Annotated in this window: 12 protein-coding genes; 5 read left to right on the top strand and 7 right to left on the bottom strand. The window is 53.0% G+C overall.

Translation table 11 applies throughout. The annotated features are described in order from the left end of the window. Positions 1–87: 87 nt before the first annotated feature. On the top strand, positions 88–1,581 hold the full coding sequence (locus tag L855_RS06220) for a hypothetical protein (protein ID WP_159785562.1): 1,494 nt from the start codon (positions 88–90) through the stop codon (positions 1,579–1,581). Between the two features lie 100 nt (positions 1,582–1,681). After that, entirely contained in the window at positions 1,682–3,091 is a 1,410-nt protein-coding gene (locus L855_RS06215; protein WP_246198744.1) for an aminotransferase class I/II-fold pyridoxal phosphate-dependent enzyme, read from the top strand. A 75-nt stretch (positions 3,092–3,166) separates the two neighbouring features. Here L855_RS06215 and L855_RS06210 read toward each other — a convergent pair whose 3' ends face one another. The 4 genes from L855_RS06210 to L855_RS06195 all read right to left on the bottom strand — a co-directional run bounded on the left by L855_RS06210 (position 3,167) and on the right by L855_RS06195 (position 6,720). Continuing rightward, complete coding sequence (locus tag L855_RS06210; protein ID WP_159785559.1) at positions 3,167–3,817, bottom strand: hypothetical protein; 651 nt, start codon at positions 3,815–3,817, stop codon at positions 3,167–3,169. A gap of 71 nt (positions 3,818–3,888) precedes the next feature. Beyond that, positions 3,889–5,247, bottom strand: coding sequence for a CRTAC1 family protein (locus L855_RS06205; protein WP_159785556.1), 1,359 nt, complete (start codon positions 5,245–5,247; stop codon positions 3,889–3,891). Between the two features lie 132 nt (positions 5,248–5,379). Beyond that, positions 5,380–5,607, bottom strand: coding sequence for a DUF7219 family protein (locus L855_RS06200; RefSeq protein ID WP_159785553.1), 228 nt, complete (start codon positions 5,605–5,607; stop codon positions 5,380–5,382). Between the two features lie 168 nt (positions 5,608–5,775). Next, complete coding sequence (locus tag L855_RS06195; RefSeq protein WP_343039243.1) at positions 5,776–6,720, bottom strand: metal ABC transporter solute-binding protein, Zn/Mn family; 945 nt, start codon at positions 6,718–6,720, stop codon at positions 5,776–5,778. 221 nt (positions 6,721–6,941) lie between these two features. Here L855_RS06195 and L855_RS06190 point away from each other — a divergent pair, with 221 nt between their 5' ends. Together L855_RS06190 and L855_RS06185 are read left to right on the top strand one after the other, a co-directional pair. Next, the gene (locus L855_RS06190; RefSeq protein WP_159785550.1) at positions 6,942–7,754 is read left to right on the top strand and encodes a metal ABC transporter ATP-binding protein; all 813 of its coding nucleotides are present in this window, start codon (positions 6,942–6,944) and stop codon (positions 7,752–7,754) included. Between the two features lie 183 nt (positions 7,755–7,937). Then, on the top strand, positions 7,938–8,819 hold the full coding sequence (locus L855_RS06185; protein WP_219729880.1) for a metal ABC transporter permease: 882 nt from the start codon (positions 7,938–7,940) through the stop codon (positions 8,817–8,819). 155 nt (positions 8,820–8,974) lie between these two features. Here the strand turns inward: L855_RS06185 and L855_RS06180 are convergent, their stop codons facing one another. Further along, on the bottom strand, positions 8,975–14,680 hold the full coding sequence (locus tag L855_RS06180) for a trifunctional serine/threonine-protein kinase/ATP-binding protein/sensor histidine kinase (protein WP_159785547.1): 5,706 nt from the start codon (positions 14,678–14,680) through the stop codon (positions 8,975–8,977). Between the two features lie 143 nt (positions 14,681–14,823). Between L855_RS06180 and argF the strand changes: the two genes are divergently transcribed. After that, positions 14,824–15,744 carry an ornithine carbamoyltransferase gene (argF, locus tag L855_RS06175; protein ID WP_159785544.1) on the top strand — a complete coding sequence of 307 codons (921 nt, stop codon included), beginning with the start codon at positions 14,824–14,826 and terminating at the stop codon, positions 15,742–15,744. Positions 15,745–15,766: 22 nt separating this feature from the next. Here the strand turns inward: argF and L855_RS06170 are convergent, their stop codons facing one another. Together L855_RS06170 and L855_RS06165 are read right to left on the bottom strand one after the other, a co-directional pair. After that, a complete protein-coding gene (locus tag L855_RS06170) occupies positions 15,767–16,300 on the bottom strand; it encodes a pentapeptide repeat-containing protein (RefSeq protein WP_219729878.1) in 534 nt (177 codons plus the stop codon). Positions 16,301–16,826: 526 nt separating this feature from the next. Next, positions 16,827–17,522 (bottom strand): uracil-DNA glycosylase, encoded by a 696-nt coding sequence (locus tag L855_RS06165; RefSeq protein WP_159785541.1) that lies wholly within the window; start codon positions 17,520–17,522, stop codon positions 16,827–16,829. Positions 17,523–17,531: the final 9 nt, after the last annotated feature.

Here is a 17,531-nt window from a genome sequence, read left to right as displayed (position 1 = left end):
GACATTCCGTAACATCCACTAAAATTCCGGTCTCCATCTGGGTTACAATCGGGAGGACAGGAGAGACGCAGATGGGGCCCAAGCACGTTGTCTACATACACAGGTCGTTATCAGAGCCGGTTTTTCAACTTTGTCGCTGAACAGTCGCTGCGGTTGAGCAATGCGACCGCCAAAGCTGCCCGTCACGTCCGTTTTGCTGCTCAGACTGCCGTACAAGCGGTGCTATATCCAGTTTACGCCATCTTCCAGACAGCTCGCCGTCTCGATCGCCAATTTAGCACCAGCGCTCGTCAGTCCGCCCCACTTCCCGCCGCCGATCGCCCCATCAAAGACATCCTAGAGGAAGCCGAACGCCTCAACCTCACCTCAGAGCCAATTCGGGGCATCGCCAGTTCCTGTTCCGACGGACAGTTGCTCTTGATCACCCCAGATAATCGCCCCCTAGATGTGATTCCGCCGTCGCAACAAGAGCATCTCGACCAATATCTTCTCAAAGCGATCGCCAGCTATTGGCATCAAACCCTAAAAGCCGTTCGTCCCGCCCCCAAACCCTATCCAGTACGAGTCTTTAATCGGGCCATGCGTTGGATGCAACGGAGTCCCCTGGCCCTATCCTTAAACTGGTTTGACGAATCCGAGTTAGTTCAGGTCCCCCACCGTCCTCGCCAACTCCCAGAACGAGAAACCAAGGGATTTGTCCTCTCCCCCCAAGCTGTCGCCCTCATCGATCGCCAAATCGCCCATTTAGAAAACGAGTATCTTCTCCCCATCGTGGAAGAACCCGAGCCAGTCTGGGTGAAAGTTCGGCTGATTGTCAAAGCGGCGATCGATTACTTTTTTGGCTCTGAACCCAGAAACAGCGACGAGCAGGCCTCTCCCAAGGGACGACTCAATGCAGGGGCTAACGTTGACTCATCCCCTCCTATCACCGGAACCCAGCCACGGCGACTTTCCGCCAGCGGTGGGGCCCTCAATCGTCACGGCCATTCCGCCTCTCATGGCTCTGAACTGACCGGCGATGCCTCAGGTTTATACTACCGAGTGCAAGAGCTGATCGAACGGGCGATCGCCTACTTCTTCGACTTAGACAGTCCCCATCACCCCAAGGGAAACCCAACCTCAAGCAGCCTACCCGATCCCTGGGACAGTCCAGAACTTCCTCCCAAACATCCCTTCGACGTCATCGCCGCCGCAACAGCAGCCATCCCCCTCCCCGAAGGAGTCAGCCTCAAGAATCCCTTTGGTGAGTTTCCTGCAACCTCCCCTCAGCCTGATTCCCCTGGAGAAATGGTCTATCCTCAAGTCCCCAGGTCAGGAAAACTCCAGGCCACGCGGTCCTCTGGTTCAACCCTAACTCATTCCCAAGACGCGGACGGTTCGTCTGATTTAAGCCAAATTCCTCGCTACTCCAAACAGGAATGGCAACCGGAGTTTAAACCCGAGTGGATTGAGGCTTATGTCAATGATGTTCGCTATGTCCGACATCCCCTAGAAACCGTATTACATTGGCTCGACGGTCTGTTATTAAAACTCGAAACCTGGGTAATTAATATTTGGAATAAACTATTTAATCGTAAATAGTTTGTGATGCTAATCGCCAACTCTCTTAGACAAGACGCAAACTTGTAGCGGCAAAAATTCATCTCTACCTCTCTCTTATTCATTCACGATCAATTTTTCCTTGCAGTCTAATACTCCCTTTTTAAACGCACTTAAAGCTCAAGCCAACACCCCTCAAACCCCCTTTTACTTTCCCGGTCATAAACGGGGAGAAGGAATTGCCCAACCCTTAAAAGAATGGCTCGGCCATGCAGTCTTTCAGGGAGACTTGCCAGAACTGCCGGAACTCGATAATCTCTTCCAACCTCAGGGCCCCCTTCGAGAGGCCCAGGAGTTAGCCGCCGCTGCCTTTGGCGCCAAACAAACCTGGTTTTTAACCAATGGTTCCACCGCTGGGGTAATCGCGGCCATCTTGGCAACCTGCAACCCCGGCGAGACATTAGCCCTGGCCCGCAATAGTCATCAATGTGCGATCGCCGGCATGATTTTAGCGGGAGTTGACCCTGTCTTTATCCAACCGCAGTACGACCCCCAATGGGATATGGCACTGAGGGTCACTCCAGAAGCCTTAGAAGCCACCTTAACTAAAAATCCTGACATCAAAGCCGTTTTAGTCGTCTCTCCCACTTATCACGGCATTTGCAGCGATATTGCTAGATTAGCGGACTGTTGCCATCGTCATCAAATTCCCCTAATTGTGGACGAAGCCCATGGGGCCCATTTCGGCTTTCATCCTCAATGTCCCCCCTCCGCCCTAGAGAGCAACGCTGATTTAGTCATTCAGTCCACCCATAAGAGTTTAACGGCCTTATCCCAGGGAGCGATGTTACATTATCAGGGCGATCGCATCTCCCCAGATCGCATCCAAGCCGCGTTCCCCCTGGTGCAGTCCACCAGCCCCAACGCCCTGATTCTGGCCAGCTTAGACATGGCCCGGCAACAGATGGCCACCCAAGGACACCAGCAGTTACAATCCTGTTTAGACCTAGCCCAGCATCTGCGATCGCACCTCAGCCAACTCCCCGCCGTTGCCCTATCCCCCCACGCCGACGATCTCACCCGCCTTACCCTACGGCTGGGCCAACAAACCGGCTACGCCCTCGACGAACAACTCACCGCAGACTTCGGCGTCGTTTGCGAACTCCCCCAATTGCATCATCTCACCTTTGCCCTCACCATTGGCAACCGTCCCCCAGACGGCGATCGGCTTCTCCAAGCCATCCAGAAACTCGCCCAATCTGCCCCAATCCCAACCCCGCTTGCCCTCACCCATTTACTCCCACTTCCCCCTCTGAGTCTCAGCCCTCGTCAAGCCCATTTTGCGCCCAAAGAAACTCTCCCTCGCCACCAGGCCCTCGGACGCATTTCCGGGGAACTCATTTGTCCCTATCCTCCAGGGATTCCCCTCCTCATCCCCGGTGAACGTATCACCGAAAGCACCTTAAACCAGTTACAAACGACCCTAGCCGCCGGAGGACTTCTAACGGGGTGTCAGGACACAACCGGCTCATCTCTGACTGTTGTTCGTTAGGGACTGACCCTTGTAGTCGGCGAGCGATAGTCGAGCCGTGGTGTCCCAGTCTTCTAGCAATTGTGGTCACTCGCTTTACCGGGTTATAGCAATCGAAGATTGCCTTAAGACACTTTGAGTTGGGAGAGAATCCCCTACCTGTTGCCTACTGCTGCCTATTGCCTGCTGCCTATTGCCTGTTGCCTGTTCTGCCCTAGCTTCGGGCTCATCCGATTGGGACTGTTCCAGAATAAAATAAGCCCCAACCGCAACCAGAATCATTCCAATCACGATGAGGACTCTTAAAATCGGCTGTAATGGAGACTGTGAGGAAGAGGTCGTCAGAGTGGGTTTAGACTTAGGGGGCCCATTATCCTCCGGCACATCCTCCATGTCCGGAGAGCCGGTCGCCCCTTGGGATTGGGAAGACAAGAAATTAGAATAGCCCCCCACCGCCACCGCAAACTCCTGTTGCCAGGCGGCCGCTGAGTTTCCTGTTTTGCGGCCATAGACCCGTACCCGATCAACGCCTTCAACTTCCCAGTTGACCACTTTAACCCGTATTGTCTCCAGACAACTAGGGCGATCGGGCACATCATCATCTGCCTCTAAAATCACATGGAGACAGCCCTGCTTAATCACCGCCTTCGATCGCACCCCCGAGGATTTCAGTTGCTGATTCAAGAGAGCGGAAATAGCCTGGGAATTTCCCTCACGGGCGAGTTCATGTAAATCCTGTTGCGTCATGGGGTTGGGTATGTCCTAGAGCCGTCGTCCCACCTTAAGGATAGCGGATTCCTCAGCAATTCCCTCACCACTCAAGGGAATCCAGCCGAGGGCTTGTTTGAGCCGGGATAGGGAACTCGCACCAATTGATTAATCATCGGTGAGATGAGGGTTACCATTGTGCCATCGGGCCAAAACACTTGCAGGCGATCAATATGACGATGATGTCCTAAACCAAAGTGAGCCACCGGTTCCATTTGGCAGAGATAGCCACTTCCAGCATCAATTGCCCGGACCTGATGCTGGCCGGCTACCGTGAGGCGGCAGATAGCCCCCCGCGCCGGTGCTCCGTGACGAGTGAGGGGGGCCACCCGTAGCCAAGCGCGATCGCTCGTTTGGGGACGATACAAACTCAACGGCTGGCCCGGAGACTCCCCATGAGACAGCAGTAACTCCAACCGGCCATCCCCATCAAAATCCCCCACGGCGGCTCCCGTTCCCAAGCCATCGGGTTCCCAAGCATCACCAATATCTAACTGTCGCCAGGCCCCATCCCGCAATCCAAATAGGCGATTCGGTTCACCGAGGCTGTTAAAAAAAATCTCTTCGAGGCCATCATTATCAAAGTCCGCCGCAATCACCGTTCGTACCCGAGAGGGGCGAGCCATTTCCCGGGGAGCCACATTACGGAAATGTCCCCGCGCCCCCTGTAAAAACAGGCGATGACTGCCTTCCCAATTGCCATAAACAATATCGAACTTGCCATCACCATCAGCGTCGAGAACCGCCACCCCACGACCTTGTTCATGAACATCCTCTAAGCCAGCCTCCAGGGCGATCTCCTCGTAGGTTCCATCCGGGGAATGACGAAACAGACAATTAGCCCCATTTTCATTAGCGGCAAAGATATCCATCCCCTTACTCACCAGGGGAAGGGCCACTATCCCCCGAATCCCCGCTACCCGAGTCAAACCAATCTCGGCAGCCACATCTTCGAGGCGATCGCCCCGTAACTCATAAAAGTGGATCGAACCACTTGAATTCGCCGTAAAAAATCCGTAATAACCGTTTCCTCGGCGATCCACACAGACGGCTGAACGGCCACCTGTCGCCGGGAGGGTTGTGCTATCAAACAGATTCTGCCATTGCTGTTCTTGTCCACTTAATAGGCGATCGGCATGGCGATCGCGATTGAGACAATAGAGTTCTTCCCAACCATCCCCATTGAGATCTCCGGCAATAATCCCCAGGGTTTGCCCAAAGCGATCGGCGATCGCCTCATAGTGGAGATCGACAAGTTTCTCTCCATCCCATTTCAGCACCCGGTTAGGATGACCCCAGCCAGCCACCACGATCTCGAAGCAACCATCTCTGTCGACATCGGTAATCGTAATACCCTGATAATTCAACCGGGGATTCCTCTGCAACAAATGACTGGCATTGATAAACATTAGTGCTGAGAATTCGTGTGAGGCATATCCTACTATTCTAACTAACTTGACAGGGGCAGGGGGCCAGGAACGCCTGACGGCCCAACCCTTCAGGGTCAGGCCGCGTTCTTGTCGTTGAGCAGGTTAGGAGGGTTAGTCTCCAATATTTAACTCTCGTTTAGAGGCTTTGAGCTGCTTCCAAAGATCCTTGATGGCGTCATAGGCTTCATCGGGAGGCAGCTTGCCACTCGTCTCCAGGTTACAAATATAGTTCACTCGCTGGGCGAACTCCTGTAAATTGGCATTAAACACCACATTTTCAGGCTTAAAATCACCGTAGTAGCGGTTACGCGGAAAAATAAACTGATCACGGTCGGTCATGGTGGGTCGGCTCCTTAGGTTCCAAAGTCGGCATCAGAGCGTCCCTTTGCTTCAGAGGGTGTGATGGGCAGGCTCATCTAACCACTGCCGTAAAGTTACGGAAGGACGATCAATTGATCGCCCTCATTCTAGCGAGTAATGACAGCCACTGTGGGCAGCAACAGGCCCCTAACGCCCCGACTCAAAAGGCGTACAGCTTCCACCGAGGGCATCGGTAATCGTGCAGGTATTGGCGGCGATCGCCCGAATATAGGAGTCTCCATCACTTCCAGGGGCCCCAATGGAGTCTGAGTAAAGTTCCCGTTCCGCCAGTTCCACCCCAGCCTCCTCGGCCACGGTATTAATCAATTGAGGATTAATCGTTGTTTCGGCGAAAATCACCGGAACCCCACTCTCACGCACCTCATCCACCAACTGGCGAAGGGTTTGGGCGCTGGGTTGTTCTTCGGTACTAATGCCAATTAGGGTTCCTAAAACCTCTAAACCATACGCATTGGCATAATATTGAAAGGCATCATGAGTCGTGACCAACAGGCGATTATTTTCTGGAATTGTCGCGATTTGCTCACGAACCCACTCATCAAGGTTTTCTAGTTCAGCGGTGAACATGGCTGCATTTTGCAGAAAGATAGAGTCATGGGGGGGCGACTCCTCACTCAAGACATCCCGAATATGATTCGTCATCGTAATCGCATGACGCACATCTCCCCAGACATGGGGATCGGGTTCAATTTCCCCATCTTCCTCAAAATCCAAAGCCGGGATAATTTCCCCCAACGCCACCCGTACTGCTGACTCTCCCACCGAATCCACTAACCGAATCAGCCCAGGTTCCAAGTCATAGCCGTTATAGAAAATGACATCGGCATTTTCGAGCGCCACACTATCCTGAGGAACTGGCTCATAGACATGAGGATCGACCCCCGGCTCCAACAGGCCTTCATGGGCGATCGCCTCTCCACCCACACGTTCCACCCAATCGCCAATCATGGTGCTGGTGGAGACCACCCTAAGCCGATCCTCCTCCCCCGTCGGAACAGTCGGCCCACAGCCAACCAGCCCCAATACTAAGACACTCACCACGGCTGAGACAGACGCTTTCAATCCCATCATCTTTTGTAAACACCTCATTCATATTTGTCTCATAAACGTATCATATTTGTCTCATTATTGAGGTACACTGAAGGGAGGTTACCGTCCCACCTGGGAGATTGTTTTGAATTTTACTCATATCAAGTAAGACAGATTAAGATCTCACAACAATCTAAAATCAAATATTTTCCGCTATTTCCCGCTAAAAAATGTCTAGTCTGTATTGCCTAAACTAATCAGCTATGTTTCCCTTTTCTATCACCTCCATCCAGCCTTGGAGACTCAGCCAGCCTCGTATTTTCCATCGCCTCGACGACATTGCCCCCAGTCACTCAGGGGCGATCGCCATCCGCAACCTAACCATTCGCTATCGGGACTGTGAGGCCCTGCGAAACATCAACCTAGAGATTCAACCCGGACAACTCACCGCCATCATTGGCCCCAACGGCGCGGGAAAAAGTACCCTCATCAAAGGGATGCTGGGCCTAATTCCCCAAGCTAAGGGACACATCCACAGTCTCGGCAAGCCTCTCACCCAGCAACTTCAACGAGTCGCCTATGTTCCCCAGCGATCGCAAATTGACTGGACCTTTCCCGCCACCGTCTCCGACGTGGTGATGATGGGCCGCATCCGCAAAACCGGTTGGTTGCACCGCTACTCCCCCAGCAGTCGCCGCATCGCCGCCACCGCCCTAGAGCGAGTTAAAATGAGCGAATTTCGCGATCGCCCCATCGGGGAACTCTCCGGAGGACAACAACAACGAGTCTTTCTGGCCCGTTCCCTAGCCCAAGAAGCCGAAATCTTTTGTTTTGACGAACCGTTCACCGGCGTTGATCGCAAAACCGAGACGATTCTCTTCCAAATCTTCCGAGAACTGGCCGACTCGGGTAAAATCGTCCTCGTCGTCAACCACGATTTAGGGGAAAGCCTCCACCGCTTTGACCAACTCATTCTCCTCAACCGCGACCTCATTGCCACCGGCGATCGCACCCAAGTTCTCACTCAAGACAATATGTATCGCGCCTACGGAGGAATTGTACAGTTTAGCCAATAAAGGCAAAGGGCAAGAAACAGGCAAGAGGGAGAACCACAGAGTCACAGAGGAAGAGGAGGAAGCTTCCCATACTGCCTACTGCCTAGGGCAACCACAGCTCGGCTATCGCTCGCTGACCGCAAGGGATTGCCCCTACGTCTTTTCTTTTGCCTACTGCCTACTGCCTACTACCTTCTTCTCCCCATGATTCTCCACCTTCTCCTAGACCCATTACAATACGGATTCATGCAGCGATCGCTCATGATTGCCATTTGTGTGGGCCTCGTGTGCGCCCTCGTGGGCAGTTACCTGATGGTGCAGCGGTTAGCACTCCTCGGAGATGCCATTAGTCACGCCGTCTTACCTGGAGTTGCGATCGCCTTCCTCTTGGGCGTGAATATCCTCATTGGCGCCTTTATTGCTGGCATTCTCAGCACCGTTTTAATTGCTTGGATTCACACGCGATCGCCCATTAAAGAAGATGCGGCAATGGGGATTGTTTTGTCCAGCTTTTTTGCCCTGGGAATCACTCTTATTACCATTATCCAAAAAGACACCAAAGTTGATTTAATGCATTTCTTGTTCGGCAACATTTTAGGAGTCAGCTCTCAAGATGTTAGAGAGACATTTCTGATTGCAATTATCATTATTTCAACCATTGTTGCCCTCTACAAAGAACTACTTTTTTATAGCTTCGACCCCCAAGGGGCCCAAGCCGCCGGATTACCCACCAACGCCCTCAACTTTGGTTTAATGATTCTCATTGCCCTAACCGTCGTCGCCAGCCTCAAAGCCGTGGGAGTCATTCTCGTTATTTCCCTACTCATCACCCCAGGAGCCACCGCCTACCTCCTCGTTCCTCGACTGCACCAAGTCATGGTTCTCGGTTCCGCGTTGAGTATTCTCTCCAGCATCAGCGGCATGTATTTGAGCTATTACTATAACCTTCCCTCCGGTCCGGCGATCGTCCTGGTTGCCACGGGCCTATTTAGCCTTAGCCTCCTCCTCAGTCCTCGCCATGGCATTCTCAGCCAATCTTTGAAGAAGGCAATAGGCAGTAGGGGAGAAGAAGGCAGCAGGCAGTAGGGAGAAGAAGGGAACAGGGAACAGGGAACAGGGAACAGGGAACAGGGGACGGGGAACGGGGAACAGGGAACGGGGAACAGGGAACGGGGAACGGGGAACAGAAACAATGTAGGGGTAATGCGCAAATGGCTTGCCGAGAAGGGATGTTCTCGTGTTTAGCGACGTATGGGAATCTTTAGAATAAACTCAGTGCCTTGTCCTAACGTGGACTGACATTCAATCGATCCCCCATGTTTGTCCACCACAATTTGGCGACAAATCGATAACCCTAGGCCCGTCCCTTGGCCCACCTGTTTTGTCGTGAAACTGCGCTCAAAAATGCGCGATCGCACCGTCTCCGACATCCCCCGGCCATTATCCGCCACACGAACCACTGCCCAGGCTTCATCCTCCGATAACTCCGTCGTCACAGTAATCACATTCGGCTGTTCCTGCAACAGTTGGTAACTCATCCCCTGACTGGTTTCCTCCAGGGCATCAATGGCATTGGCAATCAAATTCGTAAACACCTGATTTAACTGTCCAGCAAAGGCCTGTACCTCCGGCAAGGAACCATACTGGCGGACGATCTGAATCTCGGGGCGTTTCGCATTCGCTTTGAGGCGATGTTTCAGAATTAAGAGCGTACTTTCGAGGCCATCATGGAGATCATAGCGAACTGGTTGATCGCGATCGCTGCGAGAAAACGTCCGTAACGCCTTGCTAATCTCACGAATCCGATCTACCCCCACCTGCATCGAGGCCATCAACTTGGGGGCATCCTCCAATAGATAGTCCAAATCCACATCCTCGGCATGATCAATAATTTCCTCATCCGGTTCAGGAAGGCGATCGCGATAGAGTTGTAAATGTGCAATTAAATCCCGGATGTAATTATCCGCCAGGGTCAAATTCCCCACAATAAAGCCCACCGGATTATTAATCTCATGAGCAATCCCCGCCACCAACTGGCCCAAGGCCGACATCTTCTCGCTTTGAACTAACTGACGGTTAGCCAAATCCAACTCAGCCAGAGAACGTTCCAACTGTTCCGCCCGTTCCCGCTCCCGTCGTTCTGAAGCCTGTAAACTCTCATAGAGCGTCGCATTCTCAATGGAAATCGCCGCCTGAGAACAGAGTAAGCGCAACAAATCCAGCCGTTCCCGAGTAAACGCTCCCACGGTCAAATTATTTTCCAAATACAGCACCCCCACCAACTTTCCCTGCCGTTCAATGGGGGCACAGAGGAGCGATCGCGGACGATACTGTTGAATATAGGGGTCATTGGCAAAACGTTCAGTCGTTCCCAAACGGCCCATCAACTGACTCGCCGCATCATCCAACGCCACCGCCTCCCGTCGTCGCGCCACATAGTAAATCAGGGAATGGGGCAGGTGCTGACACTGTTCCAACGCTAGTCCCTGACGAACTGTAATCTGTTCCGTCGTCACCGTTCCCGCCGCCTCTACAAATAACGGTGGCACATCACCGGGCGTTGTCTCCAACTCTTGGGGCCCTGCCAAAATCAGGAACCCCGTTTGGGCCCCAGCATTCTCCAGCACAATCTCAATCAACTTTCTCAGCAACGACTCCAAGACAATCTCACTAGAGAGTGCATGAGTCGCTTTAATCGCTGTTACCCGGTCCAACATATCCCCCGTGGACAACTGCACCGAGGTTTCTAACATTGTTTCTAGAGGCGCTGACCCTAGGGTGGCATTGAGGGGGTCACTCCAGGTTTGATCCAGCGATGGCGTCAGGGGTTGCGGACTCAGGAAGCGACGCACCTTCGCCAAAGCACCCCAAATTTGATAATGACGTTCTGCCCCTTGCAGATAGACATGAGCGATGGTTCCTCGCCCCGCTAGACGATAGAACGTCGCCGCCTGTTCATGGGCCAACGCCGCATCAAACCAGCGGCCATAGTCCTTCGCCGTCGCGATCGCGCGATCATAGTATTCCATCGCCGTCAATACCTCACCCTGCTGCTGGCATAACTCCGCCTGTACCAGCAAACACAGAGCTTGAAAGTTCTCAGGAACCCGTTGTGCCAACGCCGCTAGGCGATTGCGCTGGGCCTCGACCTCTTGCAACTCCTCTGAGGACAGAGGAACCCGTAGGCGAGCCAATAGTTGATAGGCCAACTGATAGCCGCCATCCACCAACCCCAAACTAATGGGAGACTGACGCCCGAGGGTGCGCGCGGTTGCCACTGGTTCATCCCACTCTCCGAAAAGCAATTCCGACAGAAGCGTCACGAAAGTCTGCCAATATCGCATCAGGGATTGATCATCAGAAGTCGGGGTAAAAAAGGTTTCGCCCCCACGTTCGCCCCCACGATGGAGATCTTCCCCTGGGGACTGCTCCCCGTCTGCCATTAAGCGTCTCAGAAAAGGCTGCCAAATCTGGGCCATTGCCAACCCCAAACGAGGATAGGTTCCCTGTAAGCTGGCGATCGCCATCTCCTGTCCCTGTCGTGTTGCGGCCAAGGTTGGCTCTCCCCAAAATACTTGGCTGCAATAGGATAACGCCCCCTGAGCTAAGGCTGAGAACCAGCCCTGTTCCCGAGCCATCACTAGCTCCTGTCGCAATTCCGGTAAGGTCTCAGAAAGGGGTTGAAACCAGGGTTGGACTCGCGCCGCCAAGAGAATGTGTACCGTTGTCATAATCTCCGACTCTGCCATCACGGCCGGCTGTTCCAGGGCCGTTTGAACCCACTCCGCCGCCTCTTGCGCCTGCCGCCAGTGACCCTGAGCCGCTTCTAAGCTGGCAAACCAGGTACAGGTTAAGGCCCATTGTCCTGACAGTGGGAGTTGGGGCAGGAGGCTCACCTGCGTGGCGATCGCCCGTTGCAGCAGGGAAACATCCATCAACGCTGCCATCTCCGCCAGGGTGTTGAGCATCTCAAACGCCAACAGTCGTTGAGGGGACGCCGCTTCTGGGGCCTCGTCTGCCAATGGCAAGGGCAATTGGGGCAATCTCGACCCTTCCGTCGCTGCCAACTCAATCCCCAGAGCCGCTAATCCTTGTTCCGCCATCAACTGAGCGCGATCGCCCCGTTGCAGTAAGCCATAGAAACGCAATTGTTGGAAATAGGCCCGGGCTTTCTCCCAATCACCCCGTGCCTCTCGTAACACCGTCGCCAACAACACCTCACTGCGATAACGAGGCACATACTCCAACGCCTGTTGACTGAGATTCACCAAAGCCACTTCCACCTCTAGGGCTTCCAAATACACCGCCAGAGTCAGCTCATAGTTTCGTTGCCAGCCCTCATCTCCCAGGGCAATCCGTCCCACATCCAGATAATCACTCGCCGTCTCCCAAGCACTCGCGGCCTTGGCCTTACGAGCTGCCATCAAATTCAATTGTGCTAACTGTTGTCGTTCCTGGGGATGCACCATCAACGCCGCTCCGGCATTAAACTGATTGACAATCTCAAAAATATGCTCCTCCAACGCCTCCGGCGGAGTGCTGGCCAAAAGCAGTCGGCCGATTTGTACGCGCACATCCTGGCGAATTTCGGGACTAATCAGAGCCAAGGCCGCTTGTTGTACGCGATCGTGGAGAAACTGATAAGGGGTTAGCAACTTAGCAATTTCGGCATCCTCTGCCTCATTCACCCCAGACGCATCTAAAGTCAGGGGAATTTTATACGACTCATTCAGGGGGAGGATCATGCCTTGGGCGATCGCCTCCCATAAATCCGCCGCCGTGCGACGGGGCGATCGCTCGTTCACCACCGACAACACGGTTAAATCAAAGCGATTGCCAATACAAGCGGCCAACATCAGTAAATTCTGAGTCTCCTGGGGCAAGGTTTGCAGCTTGCGCACCGTCAAATCAATGACATTGTCACAAATTTCCACCGACGCCAGGCGATCGCTATCCCAACACCAGCGTCCCTGGGAGCCATCGAAATAGAGCAACTCATCCCGAGCCAACGATAGCAACAACTGAGTCAAGAAAAAGGGATTGCCATGAGTCTTACGCACCATTAAATCCGCTAAAGGTGTTACCTCCGACTCCGGTAAAGCCAAGCTATCGGCAATTAGACGTTGCACCGAGTTGAAATCAAGTCCTTTCAGCCTTAAATGTTCTGGACGAATGCCCTCCCGTTGCAACTCCTCTAGAGTCAACAGCAACGGATGATTGGCCGTGACTTCATTCTCCCGATATGCTCCCACTAACAATAGAGGTTGAGCGCGCTCATGCCCGGAGCGCAACAACAAATCGGCTAACAGTTGAATCGAGGCCGTATCGGCCCATTGCAGGTCATCGAGAAAGAGAACCAATGGATGTTCCGGCTGGGCGATCGCATCAAACAGACGACAGAATAACTCATGTTGAATGCGGGCCGGTACCTCTCCCTGCCAGAGAAGATCGTCCGATGGCGAGGAATTGGGGGAGTCTAATAGTGCTTTGAGTTCGGGGATCAGATGCAGCGCAAGGGTTTGATAGTTGATCGGCCCAACCAGGGGAGAAACGGTCTGATGGCGCTGAGCGATCCCTTGGAAAACTCGCGGCCCGTTACTGCCGGAATGTCCCCCCTTGCTTCCCCCTACCTTGGATTTTGAAGGAGAACTCAAGGGGGAACTCGACGCCGCCCCCAAGGCATCTTGTAAATCCTGCTTCACGGCCTTGAGTCGTGGTTGACTTTCGGCCAGAAGCTGTTCCAAAATGCCGAGAATTGCCTGACGAAAGCCGAAATAGGGTAGATTGCGTTTTAACTGTTCAAACTTACCACTGGCAAAATAACCACGGTACTGAGCCACAGGACGGTGAATTTCTTGCACCAAAACTGATTTTCCGACCCCAGAATAGCCAGAGACTAACAATAGTTCTGTTCCTCCGCCGGACATCACCCGCTCAGCCGCTTGCATCAAGCGAGCTACATCGGTCTCCCGTCCGTAAAGTTTCGCTGGAATCTGGAGTTCTGTGGTGCGATCGAACTGAGCCAGGGGGAAGGCAGAAATGGTCTGTTGGCGTTCTAGCTGCTCTTTACAGATTTCCAGGTCTTTGAGTAAGCCAAAGGCGCTTTGATAGCGGTCTTCAGCACTTTTCGACAGGAGTTTCATCACCACATCCGACAGGGGCAGAGGAAGGTCGGGATTGAGCAGTTGAGGCGGGGTGGGGACTTTAGCGATATGACAGTGAACCAGCTCTAAGGCATCATGGCTCAGAAAGGGGACTCGCCCCGTGAGTAGTTCGTAGAAAGTGACCCCGAGGGAGTAGAAGTCACTTTTGTAGTCCACCCGTCGATTCATGCGCCCGGTTTGTTCTGGAGAGAGGTAGGCCAGGGTTCCTTCGAGACTATTAAAGGGGCGATTACTGGTGGTGGTATGGGTTTCTTGAGATAGACGAGAGGCGATGCCAAAGTCAATCAGTTGAACCTGGCCCGTGTTGGGGTTGTGGACAATGTTGGAGGGTTTGATGTCTTTGTGGACGATTTTGGCTTGATGAAGATCTCGCAGGGCTTTGGCCAGTTGGATAGCAATTTCTAGATACTTCAGAAGCGCGGCGGGGCAGTCTGGCGGACCTGACTCTCGGGTGAAGAGGCGATCGAGAGACGTTCCACCAATATCCTCATAAATCGCGGCCGTAGGACTCTGTTTGAGATCGAGGGCTGCCATCAGATAGGGACTCTGGAGAGAGGCGGCCACATCATACTCATGACGAAGACGCGCAATCTCTGTTAATTGCGGGCATTCCCGGCTGGGAGTTTTAATAATCACCGGTTGGCGATCGCTCTGGCGATACGCCCGATAGACTTGGTTTTTGGGACGGGTTCGTCGATGGCGATCGGCATCAGAACCCGCCAGAGTTTGGGAGGGTTCAGCGGTAATCGCTTCGATGATGTGATAGCCAGTAAGAGAAAGCATCAAGACAGTTAGGAGAAAGGCAGTAGGCAGTAGGCAGTAGGCAGTAGGCGGTGGGCAGTAGGCAGTAGGGGTATGGTATAGTCTATGAACGCTGGAACCGGGCGGTGTTGACAGGAGTGTTATCCATGACAACCAACTCAATTATGAGTGGATTGAACGGACGTGATTTTTTGAGTCTAACAGACCTGAGCGCGGCTGAGGTTGAGGGGGTGCTAGAACTGGCACAGGCGTTAAAGTCCGGGGACATTACCCCCCACTGTCAAAAAGTCTTAGGATTACTATTTTATAAGGCCTCGACCCGGACTCGGGTGAGCTTCTCTGTGGCCATGTATCAGTTGGGGGGACAGGTGATTGACCTCAACCCCAAGGTGACTCAGGTGGGCCGGGGTGAACCCTTGGCGGATACGGCACGGGTGTTAGACCGCTATTTAGATGTAGTGGCGATTCGTACCTTTGCTCACGCTGATTTAGAAGTATTTGCTGATTATGCCAAGATTCCTGTTCTCAATGCTTTGACGGATTTGGCCCATCCTTGTCAAGCGTTGGCGGATTTACTAACGTTGCGGGAGTGTTTTGGTGAGGTTCAGGGAACGACGGTTACCTATGTGGGCGATGGCAATAATGTGGCTCACTCGTTGATGCTCTGTTGCGCGTTATTGGGGGTCAATGTGCGGGTGGCGACTCCGCCTGGGTTTGAACCTCATGCCAAGATGGTGAAGACGGCTCGTCAGTTGGCCGGAGATCGCGCTCAGGTGGAGGTTTTAAATGACCCTGTTGCGGCGGTTAAGGGAGTACAGGCTATTTATACGGATGTTTGGGCCAGTATGGGCCAGGAGGCGGAGGCTCGCGATCGCATTCCTGTGTTCCAACCCTATCAGGTGAATGAGGATCTCATCACCCATGCCGATTCTCAGGTGATTCTCCTTCATTGTCTACCGGCTCACCGAGGGGAGGAGATTACAGACGATGCTATTGAAGGCCCCCACTCGCGAGTTTGGGATCAGGCGGAGAATCGAATGCATGTTCAGAAGGCCTTGTTGGCAAGTATTCTCGGGGCGGTTTAGCTTCGGGGCCAACTTTTAGGGCCTAACGACACCCCAGACTGACGCGAGTGGCTACGCCGGTGATGGGATTGGTTCCTTGGGCGCGATCGCACAGCTTGACGACTTGGAAGCGGTCTAAAATCGTGCCCGAGAAGTCGCAGCCCTCGATATTGGCCTCGGTAAAGGTGCTACTGCTGGCGATCGCATCAACAAAGATGGCGTTACGCAGATTGGCCCGATCAAACACCACGCGATCGGCAAAGGAGTCGGTTAAGTCCACCCCTTCGAGATTTGCTTCAAAGAAACTTCCTTTGGTGAGGATGGTTCCTCGCAGATTGGCCTGTTCAAAGTTAGCCCCCTTCATATTTGCGCCTGCCAAGGCTGTCCCTTCGAGATCGGCATGAGTGAAATCCCGGTAGCGCAAATCAGTCAGGGTGTAGTTGACCGTATTCTCTTGAGCGATCGCCGCCGGGGAACCACTCCCTAGTCCTATTAACAGGATGAACAGCAACAGTCCAGCTCGCCAGAGCCACTGAGTAAATTGGTCTGGCGTGACGCGGGTTAGCCAAAAGGTCACAGTACACTACTCCTTAAAAAATATACCTTCTGTTATACACACATCTTGGCTCAAAGAGCTACATTGCAGGTAGGCTAGGGCATTACCGTTTTCCTGTGATATCGATCGCCTTAACCCCACTGTGCGATCGCAATCTCAGCTAAGGGATATCACTTAGACAAGCGACACAGGTCTTAGGTGCTTTACCAAGTTCTGGGCGATAATAAAGACATCAAGCGAAACGCTGTCCGCCCGATGTTCTTTGCGATTGTCCTGAATCATGAAACCGACTCTTAAACAAACTCCCAACCAAACCCTGAGCAATAGCTCTCTGCCTAACTTAACCAAGCAGCCAAAACTACGTCGCGAGACAGTGCTTCTATACGGAGCGTGGACTATTTTAACTATCTCGATCTTCACAATGATATTCCCAGTATCCAACTCTCATCGTTTCTCGGAATCAGAGTTTTTTGAAACCGTTGAAATTGAGACAGAATCTGGCTTTCGTACATCTCGCTAAAATCAATAAACCCTTGCCTGACAAGTCTTAGAGCGCACCTAGCTCCTCAACTTTTGCCCGCACTGCTTGGATATCTTGCCAGGTGAGCCATTTGGGTTTCCCTTTTTCCCGAGAGGGGTTTCGTAATAAATAAGCCGGATGGAAAATAGGCATACAGAGACGATTTTCCCATTCAAACCATTGACCCCGAATTTTAGTAATTCCCCGCTTTTCCTGCAACAGGGTTTTCACCGCTACAGCACCTGTCATTAGAATCACCTTGGGGTCGACCAAACGAATCTGTTCCAATAAATAGGGTTTGCAGGCTTCAATTTCCTGGGGAGTGGGATTACGGTTACCGGGAGGACGGCATTTAACCACGTTGCATATATAAACGTCTTTTTCAGTATCGAAATTTACAGAAGCTAAAATATTTTCCAACAATTCCCCCGAGCGTCCCACGAAAGGCAAGCCCTGCTCATCCTCTTGTTGTCCGGGCCCTTCCCCAATAATGACCACGGGGGCCTGAGGATTGCCTCGGGAGACCACCGCCTGAGTCCGAGTTGATGCCAGTCCACAGCGTTGACAACTCTGGCAATGGTCATTTAACTGTTCGAGGGTCTCATAGGTTCCTGGGGCAATGGGAACTGAAGCATCTGTCGGGATATCCTCAACCCTGGCCGTCGGGGAAGTCTGGGGGGAGGGGTCTCCAAACAGGCTCAGTTGTTGTTCGTGCTCAGACATCAGTAAAAG

Source organism: Sodalinema gerasimenkoae IPPAS B-353, assembly GCF_009846485.1.
Taxonomy (GTDB): Bacteria; Cyanobacteriota; Cyanobacteriia; order Cyanobacteriales; family Geitlerinemataceae; genus Sodalinema; species Sodalinema gerasimenkoae.
Note: the sequence above shows the minus strand (reverse complement) of the source record. Positions and strands in the feature narration are given on the sequence as shown.

Excerpts from the sequence above, each read along its gene's own strand:
- L855_RS06210 (WP_159785559.1), bottom strand. The coding sequence starts at position 3,817 with ATGACGCAACAGGATTTACATGAACTCGCCCGTGAGGGAAATTCCCAG.
- L855_RS06205 (WP_159785556.1), bottom strand. The coding sequence starts at position 5,247 with ATGTTTATCAATGCCAGTCATTTGTTGCAGAGGAATCCCCGGTTGAAT.
- L855_RS06200 (WP_159785553.1), bottom strand. The coding sequence starts at position 5,607 with ATGACCGACCGTGATCAGTTTATTTTTCCGCGTAACCGCTACTACGGT.
- L855_RS06195 (WP_343039243.1), bottom strand. The coding sequence starts at position 6,720 with ATGATGGGATTGAAAGCGTCTGTCTCAGCCGTGGTGAGTGTCTTAGTA.
- L855_RS06190 (WP_159785550.1), top strand. The coding sequence starts at position 6,942 with ATGTTTCCCTTTTCTATCACCTCCATCCAGCCTTGGAGACTCAGCCAG.
- L855_RS06185 (WP_219729880.1), top strand. The coding sequence starts at position 7,938 with ATGATTCTCCACCTTCTCCTAGACCCATTACAATACGGATTCATGCAG.
- L855_RS06180 (WP_159785547.1), bottom strand. The coding sequence starts at position 14,680 with ATGCTTTCTCTTACTGGCTATCACATCATCGAAGCGATTACCGCTGAA.
- argF (WP_159785544.1), top strand. The coding sequence starts at position 14,824 with ATGAGTGGATTGAACGGACGTGATTTTTTGAGTCTAACAGACCTGAGC.
- L855_RS06165 (WP_159785541.1), bottom strand. The coding sequence starts at position 17,522 with ATGTCTGAGCACGAACAACAACTGAGCCTGTTTGGAGACCCCTCCCCC.